Consider the following 14102-nt stretch of genomic DNA (forward strand, 5'->3'; position numbering starts at 1 on the left):
TCCCCCTTGTTAAATCCATACACTCCTGAGCCGAGCAACAGCCGGCTCAATATCTTTCTCTGTAATACCGGCGCTGGAGAGATAAAAATCTGTTTTTTCTTTCTCACTGCCGGTAAACTGATACGATGTCATCGGTGTAATATCAACGCCGACAGTTCGCGCCAATCCACACATCGTTTCCGCATCGCCGCAGCCGGTAATCGAGACAACCACATGCAGTCCCGTGTCATTGGGGCGGACGGATGCACGAGAGCCAAAATGTTCTTCAAACGCCTGCATCATGCGTGCGTTTTTGTGCGCATACAGACGGCGCAGCCGGCGAATCTGTTTTTCCAATCGCCCTTCTTCCATAAACCGTGCCATAGTCAGCTGTTCCATTGTGCTGGATGTCTGATTGTACCGTCCGGCAATCGCCTGATATGTGGGCAAAAGCCGCGGCGGGAGAACCGCATAGCTAATGCGGATAGACGGCGGCAGCAATTTGGAAAACGTGCCAAGATAAATCACATGTTCGCCGGAGTCCATCGCGGACAGCGTTGCCAGCGGCTTGCCGGTATATCGAAGCTCGCCATCGTAGTCATCTTCCCAAACAACAGCATCGTTTCGATTCGCCCATGCCAAAAGCTGTGTCCGTTTTTGATGCGTCAGACTTCTTCCGGACGGAAACGAATGCGACGGCGAAATATACAACATATTGGCCTGCGACTGCTCCAGCTTATCCAAATCAATGCCGGATGCACTGCTCGGAATGGAAACCGTATCATACCCGTGGTCTGTAAAAATGCGCCAGCCTTTGCGAAATCCGGGATTTTCAAATGCAATATGCTGCTGCGTCTTATCAAACATCTCACACAGCACGCCGAGCAAGCTTTGAATGCCCGCACTGATCACCACATGCTGCGCTGTGGTATATACACCGCGGCCGGCGGATAAATACTTAGCGATCTGCTCCCGAAGCACCAGTTCCCCTTGATTTTCTCCATAACCAAGAAACGGCGCACTGTCCATCATCACAGAGCGGGACAACTTGCGCCAAATGTCAAAATCAAACAACGCCGGATCCATGCGGTGTCCGGTAAAGTCAAATTCACATGTATGCACAGTTTGTGCGGGAGCAGCGGCCGGTTTAATGGGCTGGCGGTGCGGGACCTCATTGACATAATATCCGCTCTGCGGCACACAGGTAACCATCCCATCCGCACACAAATGCTCATACGCCGTTTCCACCGTCGTGCGGCTCACGGAGCACTCCTGGGTCATCTGCCGAATGGACGGGAGGCGTGTGCCAACCGCCAACCGGCCGGATTCTATTTCCGCCCGCAGCTGATGATACAGCTGTAAATACAATGGTTCACGCATGATATTCCTTTCCTGCGCGCGGCTCGTGCACAAGCTGCGCTGCCTGCTCCAATACCTGCCGACAGTACGCGTCATCTTTGACGTCAGGGTAACGCAGCGTCGGCTTTGGCTCTCCCTCATGGTGACGCAGAGACTTTCCCATCCAAATGACATCCCGCCATTTGCCGAATTTATACATGCTGTTGTGATATGCACCCATGCGTTCAAACCCCATGGACATATGAAATGCCATGCTGCGTGGATTCGGGCATGTCACGCCGACATAAATGCTATAATATCCCTGATACGCCAGCAAATCAAACAATGCCGAATAGAGCGCTGTTGCGATGCCGCGCCGATGAAATCCCATTTTGGTATAGATAGACGTCTCGCACGACCACTGATACGCAGCGCGTGTGCGGTGCGGAGACGCATAGCCGTATCCGACAATCTGTCCGTCTACCACACAGCACAGCCACGGCGTCTTTGCCGTATATGTCCGGATTCTGCCGACAAATTCCTCTAAGCTCGGCGGATCGTATTCGCTGGTAACGGTTGTATGCAATACATACGGCGCATACAACGCCAGCATTTCTTGTGCATCTGCTTGTGTCGCAGGTCGAATCATGACATTTTTCATGACAGAAACATCCTTACCTGAAAATCTGATATATTTTATTATAGCATCAAATGCCCTGCCAGAAAAGGTTTTTATGGAAGGACTTTTTTTCTTTAAAATAAATTGAACACATCCCCCAAACGTTGTATAATAGAAAAAAGGAGGCGTTGTTATGAATAACCAACTGATTGTTACAATCAGCCGACAATTTGGCAGCAGCGGTCACCAGATCGCAGAGATTCTCGCAAAAGAGCTGCACATGCCGCTGTTTGACAAGGATGACATTGCACAGGCAGCCAAAGATTACGGCATGTACACCAAGGTGATGAGCGAAAATGGTTCTTCGCTGACCAACAGCCTTTTGTTCTCTCTCGCCGCAAATATGTATACATTGGGACAAAACGGTCTGTCCTTTGAACAACAAATCTCGATGGCGGAAGAGGAAACCATGCGCAACCTTGCCAAGGAAGGTCCCTGCATCTTTATCGGACGCGCCGCCGATGCTGTTTTTTCAGATTTTCCGAACCGCGTCAGCTTCTTTGTTCACGCGCCGCTGGATTGGCGTGTGCAGCGCATTATGAAGCAGTACGATTTGACGGAATCCAAAGCCAAGTCTATGATTAAGCAGATGGATCGCAAGCGCGCCTCGTACTACTCTGAACGCACGGATAACACATGGGGCGATGCCAAGAGCTATCATATGTCTATTGACAGCAGTGTGCTGGGGCCAAACGGCACCGCACAGCAAATACTCTCATTCCTCCGCGCCCGCACAAGCAAGTAATCCATAAAACCGCAATATACAGACAAACTCCCATGTTCGGATAAAATCGGAACATGGGAGTTGTTTTGTATCAAGACTGTTTTTCCTTGACCCACGCCTGAATCGCAGGCTGCGCGTCGTCTACATGGCTGCCGTGTACGGCCAGCCCCTTCGTCACTGCGGCGCCGGAGCAAATCTGTGCAATGCTGCGTTCGGTATCACACAATCCGCTGCCTTCATGCGTGCAGAATGGATGAATGGTCTTTCCTTCCCACGAAAACGCCTCCAAAAACGTATACACTGCCATTGGCATATCACCGCAGTAGTTTGGATATCCCAGATAAATTTCGTCATAGGCATCCAAATTCTCCGGCAAGTCTTTTACCGCCGGACGCGCCTTGGTTTGGAAATCCTCTCGCGCCTGTGCCACACAGGTTCGATACTCCGCCGCATACGGCTGTACCTGCTGTATGTGGAACAGGTCTGCGCCGATCTCCTTCGCAATTTCTCGCGCTGCGCGCTCGGTATTTCCCACTTCAATGGACCGATATGCGCCGCCAAAGTAATTCTCATCCGCACGCGAATAAAATGCAACCAATGCTTTCATGTATGATACACTCCTTCTGTTATTCTTCCGCCATATCTCGGTACAGGAACGTGACGATTTGTCCGCGCGTGCACGTCATATTCGGAGAGAATGCCGTTTTGCTGGTACCCGCTGTAATGCCCTGTTCCTGTGCCCAAAGGCTGGCTTTATAGAAATAATCGCTGTTTTTGATGTCCGTAAATGGACTTTTTGTGCTGTTAGGCTCCGGCGAACCGTGCATTCTCCAGAGGAATGTCACAACTTGTCCGCGCGTGCACGTTGTGTCCGGCGAAAACGTCGTCTTGGTGGTTCCCGCTGTAATGCCCTGCTCATACGCCCAGCAAACCGCTTTTTCGAACCAGCTTCCCGCCGGAACATCCGTAAACGGAAGCTTTGTGTCCTTCGGTTCCGGACACCCTGCCGCACGCCACAAGAACGCTGCATTTTGCGCACGGGTACAACCGTTGGCAGGAGAGAACGTAGACATCGTTGTGCCTGCTGTGATGTTGTTCTGTACCGCCCAAATAACCGGTTGATAGAAATAATCCTCTGTTTTGATGTCTGTGAAATACATCGCTGTGATGTTAGCGGCCGGATTGGTCTGCCAGTCCGATGGAGAAACCGCCATCGCCTGTTTGGTTGAAACGGTATCCGGCTTCCAAACCAACGTATCATCTGTTTGCGTTTGATACGCCGCAATGGCACCGTCTACGCCTACATCCGTTCCTGTCACTGCGAACACACCGGATTTGAGAGAAATCGCAGCATCCTCTGCATATATCGCATCCGACACACCTTGTATTTTTGAGCTGTCTACGTGCAGCGCAGAGGAAAAGCACTGCACACCGGCGTCCTGCTCTGCTTGTATCGTCACGTTGTTCAGAATAACCGATGTATTTGTCGATGTGTTTTGGTCAGCAATCTCCAATCCGGCGGCATCTTCTCCTGTCGCGCGAATGGTGCCATTTTGAATGGTAATCTCACGGGCGCCTGCCTGCTCTCCCGTTTGAATCAGCAGTCCAACCTGTGCTTCCGCATCGGATGAAATCGTATGTCCGTGCAAATCCAACGTAAAAGACAAATCGGTACTGTCATTTGAGATATACGCCGCGCCTGTATGAACGCCAACCGGATGAGTTTCATTCTTTCCCAGCACATCCGATTGCAGCACAATCGTCTGACCTGATTTTACAACGCACAATGCTGCATTGAGAGAATCATATGTAACCGAACCAATGCTTGCCGCCGGCTCGATGGCACATACGGCTGCCGAAGCGCCGCAGACGATACAGCTCGCGATAGCGGCCGCGGCAGTTTTCTTGATGAATTGTTTCATTGTTTCCTCCTGTCAGCTGACCAATCGAACACCATATTCGTCGTACTCAATCGGAATCAGTTGGTTCATCTCACTATCGTATAGATAGTAAATATCTTTTTGCGCGTTGTATGCGATGGTGCAAAATGTCGTACCGTCTTTGTCTGCAATCGCAGCAAAGAGATATGCCGTACCATCTACGAGTTTTTCGCTCAATTCTGCATGATCCGCCTGATAGTCCGGATACAAACAGCGCGCATATTCCAGCATGGCGTTGCACTGCGCTTCATCCGCATCCACTTGTGCGGTTTCTTCACGCGGCGCAGCGTCTGCGCGGATGGTCTCCGCGTCAGAAGCTGCCTCATTCGTGAAATACTTCTGCTGATATGCCTTTCCGGACGCATCGGTTTCCGCGGAGTCCGTGTCATTCTCTGTGTTCTCTTTCTGCACCTGCGCGGTCTCGCCTGAGCCTTCCGATGCAGACGGCTTAGGCTCTCTGTCCGGCTGCTGCGCTTCCGGAAGCGAAATGGTCTGCTTGCCGCAGCCGCACAGCAGCAACAGCATCAATCCCAGCATTGCCCACCGTTTCATGCCGCATCCCTCCTCAATGATTGGTAATCATGCTCCAAATCGCATTGACAAATTTCGTATGATATCCCTTGTTTACCATGACACTGTGCGAAGTGACATTGCGCGGGAACTCAAACAGGCAAGCGCTATAGCCTTTTTCCTTCGCGTAACGCGTGACATAGCCTCCGCCAAGGCCGCCCGCCGAATTGTTCGGAAAATATTGATGCATCGTTGCATATACAAAACCGGAACCGCTGGTGTTGGTTAAAATCTGCTGTGTCCAACCGTGAACGTCCATATATACGTTGGTCGACGAGCCCTTTTTGTTGTCAATCAGAGATTTCAATGCGCGCGCTTCCTTCGCCATGAGCGGATTTGGACCGGTATAATTGCGCGCACTGGTGTACTGCTTAAATCCGGTCGGGAAACAGCGGTTCATATCCACGCCGCCCTTGACGAGAGAATCCGACGTATTATAGCGGTAGGTGCTGCATCGGCCTGGACCATTGTTTGTCGTGCCGCTGACAATGCCGTCCGGATTGACATATGGAACCACAGTCACAGACCATCCGCGATTGGTAACCGTCGAAGCATTGGCGGACAGCTTTTCCAGCAGCTGCACGGAAACCCGTACCAATTCATAGCCGTCTCGATTCCAATTATCTTCCCAGCCATGGATGGCAAAGTTCAGAACCATATGCTTTGCGCCCGTGCCGACGGTATACGCATTGAGTGCCCGTCCTTCTGCACTTGTTCCGAAGGTCTCTTTGCGCACGTTTGGCAGAGCGATATTGTCCGGCAGAGTTCCGGAGTTTATCGCCGCCTGATAGCTGTAATACACACCGCGCAGGCCATTTGTATTGTACAATCCAGCTTCTCCCGAAGCCATCTTTGCCGCCGCGGTATAGACATACGCGCCGCCGTCCTTGAGGCTGCCGCTGTCCTCATAGGATGTCACGCCAGAACCAACCGTTGCAATCTGACTCCAGCTGCCGCCATCCGCTTTGCGATAAATAATATAGCCATTGGCTTCGGACACGGTATTCCACTGGAACACCAGTCCCTTTTTGCCCATAGCTACGCTTTTCAGGCTCGGCGCCGCCAGTTTGGGAACCACGCTGACCGCTGCACTGAGGTCTCCGATGTACTGAGAACCATCCGGCAGCGTACAATAGGCCGCAACCGCGTAATAGTATCGCTTGCCCGCCGTCAAACCGGAGTCCTGATAGCCGGTATTGTTCTCCCCGACGGAATTGACATATGTCCACGTGCCATTGGCATCTGTCTTTCGATAAATATGATAGCCATTTGCGCCGGACACCTTTGTCCATGACAAAGAAACGCTGGTAGAGGAATTGCTGGATGCCGTGAGCGTCGGTGCCTCCGGAACAGCTCGCCCAACAATGCCCTGCGGATCATATGTGCCATAGAGGCGGTTTCCGTTTTTCTCGCAGCATGCGCGCACCGTGTATGAGTACGCCTTTCCGCACACCACAGAATGATCTACATAACTGGTCGCATACAGACCGGATGTTTCCGCCATACGGCTCCAGTCCTGCTCTCCTTCCGCCTTGCGAAATACCTCATAGCCGGTTGCGCCGCCCACGGCATTCCAAGAAATCGTCAGACTGTTTGGATCGTTGGATGTGGCTGCCCGCATAACCGGTGTTCCAAGTACAGCGACCGTTGTCGCTGTCACTTCTTGGCTGGCAGCTCCCAGTTTTATCGTCCCGTTTGTCTGTGTATACGCGCGAAGCATATACGTGTATTCCGTCTGCATGACCGTTGTTTTGTCGATGTAGCTGGTTTTTTCTGCCTTTTTGACAATGTGCAGCAGCTCCCATGCATCCTGATTTCGACGATAAATGCGATAACCGCTTGCATCCGGCACAGCGTCCCATGTCAGCTGCACTCCGCCGGTCTCCAATGCGGCTGCCTGCACCTGTGCCGGCGCCTGTATCTGTACATCCTGCTGAGCGATGCTCTCCTGTGCCGGTTCTGTCGCATACACAGGCACAGAACCGCACAGGACGGACAGAGACAGTGCGATGCACGCCGTCCATGTTCTCTTTGTTTTCATTGCAATTCCTCCCTTCTGTTTCCTCTAGTATAACATGGTTCCCCGCACTTGGAAACCCAAAATCCCCCTCTCCGGATATCCAAAAAGATATCCGGAGAGGGGGATAAAAAATCTATTTTTATTCCAGTTCAAACGCGCCGGTGTACAGCTGATAATACACGCCCTTTTGCTCGATGAGCTGGTCATGGGTGCCACGCTCAATGATGCGGCCGTGATCCAGTACCATAATCGCTTCACTGTTGCGGACGGTAGACAACCGATGTGCAATGACGAATACCGTTCTGCCCTTCATCAGATTATCCATACCCGCCTGTACCAGAGCCTCGGTTCGCGTGTCGATGGACGAAGTCGCCTCATCCAGAATCATAACCGGAGGGTCCGCCACAGCGGCACGCGCAATGGAAATCAGCTGGCGCTGTCCCTGCGACAACTGCGCGCCGTTGCCGGTCAGCATTGTCTGATAGCCGTCCGGCAGACGCGTGATAAAGCTGTCCGCATTTGCCAGCTTGGCGGCAGCGATACACTCCTCATCTGTTGCGTCCAATCTGCCGTAACGAATGTTGTCCATCACGGTTCCGGTAAACAAATTGACGTCCTGCAGCACTACGCCGAGCGAACGGCGTAAATCCGGCTTGCAAATCTTTTCGATGTTGATGCCGTCATAGCGAATCTTACCGTCCTGAATGTCATAGAACCGGTTAATCAGGTTGGTAATGGTTGTCTTACCTGCGCCGGTCGCGCCGACAAATGCAATCTTCTGTCCCGGCTTTGCATACAGCGTGACATCATGCAGGACGGTCTTATCCGGCGTGTAGCCAAAATTGACATGTTCCAGACGCACATCGCCCGTCAGCTCTCGATACGAAACCGTTCCGTCCGCACTGTGCGGGTGTTTCCACGCCCACATGCCGGTCGGCTTCTCGCACTCGATGATATTGCCGTCTGCATCCTTCTTTGCGTTGACCAGATGCACATAGCCGTGATCTTCTTCTGCCTTTTGATCAATGAGCTCAAACACACGGCCTGCACCTGCCAAGCCCATGGCAACCATAGACACCTGCATGGATGCCTGACCAATGGTCTGCGACAGCTGACGAGTCATGCTGAGGAATGAAATGATAATGCCCAGTGTCATGGTATCTACACCGGTCAAGCTGATGTTCGGCGCATGCAGAATCACCAGCGTGCCGCCGAGCACGGCGAGCAGTACGTACATCAAATTGCCCAGATTGTTCAAAATCGGCATGAGCACATTGCCGTACTGGTTTGCCTTTTCGCCGTCATGAAACAGCTTTTCATTGAGCTTGACAAAGTCCCGCTTGCTCTCTTCCTCATGGCAGAACACCTGTACAACCTTCTGACCGCTCATAATTTCCTCGACAAAGCCCTCCTCTGTCGCCAGAGAACGCTGCTGTGCCATCATATATTTGGCGCTGGCACCGCCGAACTTTTTGGAAATTGTCAGCATGACACCGATAAATACCAAAACGAGAATGGTCATCCACACACTGAAGTACAGCATCATGCCAAGCATGGCGAGAACCGACAGCACCGACTGCGTGAGCATCGGCAGGCTCTGGCCGATCAGCATACGAATCGCATCGGTATCATTGGTGTAGGTACTCATGATGTCACCGTGCGGATGCGTGTCAAAATACGGAATTGGCAGTGTTTCCATGCCATGAAACATGTCATCGCGAAGATGCTTGAGCGTGCCCTGTGTGACCGTCGCCATGATGCGGTTATATGTAAATGCCGCAAGCACGCCGAGCACATAAAATACAGCCATCGTGAGCAGAATATGGACAAGCAGATTTTGTACCGCTCCCATGCCCGAAGAAATACCCGGTACAATGCATTCATCAATCAATCGCTGTAAAAAAACCGTTGCAATGACAGAAGCCACGGCACTGACGATAATGCACAGCATGACGACAATCAACCGCATCCCATAGTGATCAAACAGGTACCGGAACAGTCTGCCAAACGTTCCCTTTTTTGCAGCAGGTCGTTTGTTTTTCTTTGCATGGTTTGCCATGGTTATGCCTCCTCTCTGCTCTTGGTCTGGGAATCGTACACTTCACGGTAAATGCCGCCGCGTGCCACCAGTTCATCATGCGTGCCCCGCTCGACAATGCAGCCGTCCTCCATTACGAAAATCTGGTCTGCGTCCTCTACCGACGAGATGCGCTGTGCAATGATAATCTTGGTAGTGTCCGGAATTTCCTGCCGGAACGCCTGCCGAATCAGCGCATCGGTCTTGGTATCGACAGCGGAAGTCGAGTCATCCAGAATCAAAATCTTTGGCTTTTTGAGCAGCGCACGGGCAATGCACAGCCGCTGTTTCTGACCGCCGGAAACGTTGCTGCCACCGCGTTCAATATACGTGTCATATTTCTGCGGGAACTGCTGAATAAATTCATCCGCCTGTGCCAAGCGGCATACGCGTTCCAGCTCTGCATCGCTGGCGTTTTTATCGCCCCAGCGCAGGTTTTCTTTGATGGTGCCGGAAAACAGGATATTTTTCTGCAGCACCACAGCAACTTCACTGCGCAGCGACTCCAAATCGTATTCGCGCACATCCGCGCCGCCGACGCGGACGCTGCCCTCCGTGGTGTCATACAAACGGGAAATCAGCTGAATCAGCGATGTCTTGGACGAGCCGGTGCCGCCGATAATACCGATGGTTGCACCGGATGGAATATCAAATGTAATATCGGACAGTGCATATTTTTTGCTTTTGTCCGAATAGCGGAAGGACACGTGATCGAAGGAAATGCTGCCGTCGCGCAGGGTCTTTTTGCCGTTTTCCGGATTTTCCAATACACTTTCATGTTTGAGCACTTCGGTGATACGCTGAACCGGTTCTGCCGCCATCATGCACATGACAAATACCATCGAGAACATCATCATGGATGCCAGAATCTGAACGCCATAGTTGATGAGCGAGGAGAGTTCGCCGGTTGTCAGTGCGCTGCCGTGCGAGGAAATAATGATATTGGCGCCAACCAAGCTGACGAGCAGCATGCAAACATAAATACCAAACATCATAATCGGCGCGTTGAGTGCCAGAATCTTTTCTACGTGTGTAAAATCACGGCGCACGGATTCCGACTGTGCATAAAATTTTTCTCGTGCGTAATCCTCTCGAACAAAGGATTTTACCACACGAATGCCCGCGATATTTTCCTGTACCGACTCATTCATGCGGTCATATTTCTTAAAAATCCGTTTGAAAATCGGAAACACATGCCATGCGATGCCGAGCAGTGCGCCGCCGATAATCGGAATCATCGCCAGAAAAATCAGCGAGATGCGCACACTGATGGACATGCCCATGATGACCGAGAAAATCAGCATAAGCGGCGTTCTGACTGCCACACGGATAATCATTTGATAGGCATTTTGTACATTGGTGACGTCCGTGGTCATACGCGTCACCAAGGAAGACGTGGAAAATGTATCAATATCCGCGAAGGAAAAATCTTGAATTTTGAAAAACAAATCCTGCCGCAAATTTTTTGCAAAGCCGCACGACGCGGTTGCCGCATATTTGCCGGCTAATGCACCGCACAGCAGCGACAGCATTGCCATGCATGCCAGTGCAATGCCATACTTGATGATCGGCGCCATGCTGTTGCCTGTCATATTGTCAATCATGCTTGCCATAACGAGCGGAAGCAGACATTCCAGAACCACTTCCAGCGCGACAAACAGCGGAGACAGCAAGGATTCCCGTTTATACTGCCGGATGCTGCCCATTAACATTTTTATCATGAATGCAATCTCCTTTCTATACCGTTCTTTTGGTTACAAAATTTGACTCAGTCGGCTGAGCAAATGCATGAGCTGTTCACGCTCTTGCTGTCCCAGCGCTTGTTCCAGACGCCGTTCTGTTTTTTGGCGCTCTATTTCCAAACTTTCGCGCGTCTGCTGAGCTTTTTTCGTCACGCAAACAATTTTGTTTCTCCGATTGTTCTCATCCACATGCGAAGTCACAAATCCGGATTTTTCCAGGCGCGATACCAAGCCGACGATTGTCGGGTGAGACACATCCAAGTAGATTTCAATTTCTTTCTGCGTCGCACTGCCGCCGCATGCCTGCACAAAGCTCAGCACGTGCACTTGCGAATAGGTCAGCCCATGTTTGCGAAACACGGCGTCTGCGTTCGCCCGCATCTTGTCACTGATCTGCTTGATGAGATAGCCCAAATCATCCGCGTGCAAACCGCAATCGTTCATTACTTCGCCTCCTAACTGTAGTATGCTACACATTTTAGCACAGTAAATTTTTATTGTCAATAGATGTTTTGCATGAGTATGAAAATCCCGCTGTGCTCCAGCGGGATTTTCCATCAAATGAGTTCCGGCAAAATCGAAGTGCCAATTGTATTTTCCGGCATAGTAAGGTCAAAATTGTCCAAAACAGATGCGCCGATTACGGCGAACGTGGGCTTTTCTTTCAGCCTTCTCCCCTCCTGCATGGATGGAGAATGTGCGAGAAATGGCACGCGCTCCCGCGTATGATCCGTACCGGTGTGCGTCGGGTCATTTCCATGATCCGCAGTCAAAATCAGCAAATCTTCCTTGCGCAGCAATGGCAGCAGCTCGCCCAATTTCTTGTCAAACCGTTCTATTTCCTGCGCATAGCCAACGGGATTTCTCCGATGTCCCCACAGTGCGTCAAAATCTACAAGATTGACAAAGCACAAACCTGTGAAGTCGCGCTGCGTCATCGCAATGGTTTGCTCCATACCGTGCACGGAGCTTTTAGACTTCTGCGCTTCGGTGATGCCTTCTCCAACGAAAATATCGTTGATTTTTCCAATGGAAATTACATCAAATCCGGCATCCTTCAGGACATTGAGCGCTGTGCGTCCGGTGGGTTTGACGGCATAATCGTGCCGATTGCTTGTGCGCACAAATTCGCCGCGCTTTTTGCCGACATACGGACGCGCAATGACACGTCCAACTTTCCACTCGTCACGCATCGTAATTTTTCGCGCAATCTCACAGCAGCGATACAGCTCCTGCAAATCAAAGGTCTCCTCATTGCCGCAGATTTGCAGCACAGAATCCGCAGAGGTATACACAATCATATGCCCTGTGGCAATTTCTTCCTCGCCCAGCTCGTCCAAAATAACCGTGCCGCTTGCGCTCTTATTGCCAATGCACTTATGCCCTGTCTGTCTTTCCAATTCTGCAATCAGCTCCGGCGGAAAACCGGTGTCCGTAAATGTTTTAAACGGAACCGTCGTGCGCAAGCCCATCATTTCCCAATGTCCCGTCATCGTGTCCTTGGCACAGCTCGCTTCCCGCAGGGTCGTATACCGCGCGAGCGGATGCTCGACCGGCGCAACCTGCTTGAGCGGATGCAGATTCGCAAGACCCAGTTTTTGCAAATTTGGAATGGTAAATCGCTCAACGGATGCCGAAATATGTCCCAAAGTGTCTGTTCCGGCATCACCATACTGCGCAGCGTCATCCATCGCTCCCGCTCCGAGCGAATCCAATACAACGACAAAAATGCGACGATATTTTTTCATATCATCGTCTCCTTTCTTATTATCGTGTATTCTTATTGATTCTATTATACGCTGTTTGGAACAATTTCTCCAGAGTTATTTGCCTTGTGCCCGAACTTCCCGATAGTCTCCGAGTGTCATAATCGGAATCGTGATAAGAATCAGCGCAAAGCCTGCAAAATCCTGCACAACAAAGCTCGTATGCAGCAAAAACGCGGAGATAATCACGGATGCCACCGGTTCTACGGAGGACAGCACGCCGCCCACCATACTGCCGACAATGCTGCAGCCGGTCTGATACAAATTAAATGCGAGGATTGTGCCGAATACAATCACAACCGCCATGAGCACAAACAGTTTTACATTGTACTGTACCCCCTGCCTTGTCCATGGGCGGAAAATCAGCAGCATCATACCGCCGCCAATCGTCATACCCCAGCCGACAATACTCATGACGTCAAATTTCTGCATTAGGCGGCGCGGACACAGCGTATAAAATGCAAAGCAGACCGCGCTGATGAGTCCCCACGCCAGACCAATCGGCGGCACGGCCAGCGCCGACAAATCGCCGTGCGTCGCACACAGTGTTGCACCGACAGCGACCAAAATCACGCTGGTCAATTCATACAGCTTGGGCAGTCTCCGACTGTGCACAAGCACGAAAAGCAAAATCACAATCGGACTCATGTACGTCATGACCGTTGCAAACGCGACATTGGTGTACTGAATCGCCGCGTAATAGCTGTATTGGCACATTGCCGTGCCAATCAATGCAAATACCAGCAGCGGAAAAATAGAAGCCTTATCCCGCCAAACCGCACCGATTGGCTTGCCGCACAGCTTGGCAATCGCCAGCACCATAAGGCCCGCCAAAAACATGCGAATCGGCACAAGCCAATCCGCATCAACACCGCAGTCGCGGAATAAAATCTGTCCGCAGGCACCTCCTATCGCCCAGCCCAGTCCGCCGCAAATTGTAATGATATACCCCTTTATCAAGTGCGAATGTGTTGCTTTATCCATTTCTTTACCACCTGCTTTTTGTTTTCGAGCCTCATTATAGCACATCAAGCGGCAATGTTCCATGGCATTTTTATCACCACCCCAAACACCTGAATCTTTGCACACCGATGTCTTATCGCGCTGCACTTATTGAACAAAATGTTATTTTTGTTGAATAACAAGCGTACAAAGATAAAACTTGCATATTGTGTAACAATGTTGTATACTATGTATAGTTTAACCCGCATGTTATGAGATAAAATGTGCAATTATTCCAGAAGATGGTTTTGTGTATCAGAAAAGG

General features: G+C 51.0%; 12 protein-coding genes. 1 reads left to right on the forward strand and 11 read right to left on the reverse strand.

Annotated elements, in window-relative coordinates:
• Positions 1-9: 9 nt before the first annotated feature.
• Together pdxR and KQI75_RS02480 are read right to left on the reverse strand one after the other, a co-directional pair.
• Positions 10-1359, reverse strand: coding sequence for a MocR-like pyridoxine biosynthesis transcription factor PdxR (gene pdxR / locus KQI75_RS02475; RefSeq protein WP_216469096.1), 1350 nt, complete (start codon positions 1357-1359; stop codon positions 10-12).
• On the reverse strand, positions 1352-1978 hold the full coding sequence (locus KQI75_RS02480) for a GNAT family N-acetyltransferase (protein ID WP_216469097.1): 627 nt from the start codon (positions 1976-1978) through the stop codon (positions 1352-1354). The genes pdxR and KQI75_RS02480 overlap by 8 nt, the downstream gene beginning before the upstream one ends.
• Positions 1979-2129: 151 nt before the next feature.
• Between KQI75_RS02480 and KQI75_RS02485 the strand changes: the two genes are divergently transcribed.
• Complete coding sequence (locus KQI75_RS02485; protein ID WP_216469098.1) at positions 2130-2741, forward strand: cytidylate kinase-like family protein; 612 nt, start codon at positions 2130-2132, stop codon at positions 2739-2741.
• A gap of 70 nt (positions 2742-2811) precedes the next feature.
• On the opposite strand, the gene KQI75_RS02490 is transcribed toward KQI75_RS02485, so the two are convergent.
• From KQI75_RS02490 to KQI75_RS02530, 9 genes are all read right to left on the reverse strand, one after another.
• Positions 2812-3327: a flavodoxin gene (locus tag KQI75_RS02490; RefSeq protein ID WP_216469099.1), complete on the reverse strand. Its 516-nt coding sequence runs from the start codon at positions 3325-3327 to the stop codon at positions 2812-2814.
• 19 nt (positions 3328-3346) lie between these two features.
• The gene (locus KQI75_RS02495) at positions 3347-4642 is read right to left on the reverse strand and encodes an S-layer homology domain-containing protein (RefSeq protein WP_216469100.1); all 1296 of its coding nucleotides are present in this window, start codon (positions 4640-4642) and stop codon (positions 3347-3349) included.
• Positions 4643-4654: 12 nt separating this feature from the next.
• Positions 4655-5212: a hypothetical protein gene (locus tag KQI75_RS02500; RefSeq protein WP_216469101.1), complete on the reverse strand. Its 558-nt coding sequence runs from the start codon at positions 5210-5212 to the stop codon at positions 4655-4657.
• Between the two features lie 13 nt (positions 5213-5225).
• Positions 5226-7271, reverse strand: a complete 2046-nt coding sequence (locus KQI75_RS02505; protein ID WP_216469102.1) for a M14 family zinc carboxypeptidase — start codon at positions 7269-7271, stop codon at positions 5226-5228.
• Positions 7272-7389: 118 nt separating this feature from the next.
• Complete coding sequence (locus tag KQI75_RS02510; protein WP_216469103.1) at positions 7390-9309, reverse strand: ABC transporter ATP-binding protein; 1920 nt, start codon at positions 9307-9309, stop codon at positions 7390-7392.
• A gap of 2 nt (positions 9310-9311) precedes the next feature.
• Positions 9312-11048 (reverse strand): ABC transporter ATP-binding protein, encoded by a 1737-nt coding sequence (locus tag KQI75_RS02515; RefSeq protein ID WP_216469104.1) that lies wholly within the window; start codon positions 11046-11048, stop codon positions 9312-9314.
• 33 nt (positions 11049-11081) lie between these two features.
• The gene (locus KQI75_RS02520) at positions 11082-11513 is read right to left on the reverse strand and encodes a MarR family winged helix-turn-helix transcriptional regulator (RefSeq protein ID WP_216469105.1); all 432 of its coding nucleotides are present in this window, start codon (positions 11511-11513) and stop codon (positions 11082-11084) included.
• 113 nt (positions 11514-11626) lie between these two features.
• Positions 11627-12817: a phosphopentomutase gene (locus tag KQI75_RS02525; protein WP_216469106.1), complete on the reverse strand. Its 1191-nt coding sequence runs from the start codon at positions 12815-12817 to the stop codon at positions 11627-11629.
• A 75-nt stretch (positions 12818-12892) separates the two neighbouring features.
• The gene (locus KQI75_RS02530) at positions 12893-13819 is read right to left on the reverse strand and encodes a DMT family transporter (protein ID WP_216469107.1); all 927 of its coding nucleotides are present in this window, start codon (positions 13817-13819) and stop codon (positions 12893-12895) included.
• Positions 13820-14102: the final 283 nt, after the last annotated feature.

Origin of the sequence: Butyricicoccus intestinisimiae, from assembly GCF_018918345.1 — a bacterium.
Taxonomy (GTDB): Bacteria; Bacillota; Clostridia; order Oscillospirales; family Butyricicoccaceae; genus Butyricicoccus_A; species Butyricicoccus_A intestinisimiae.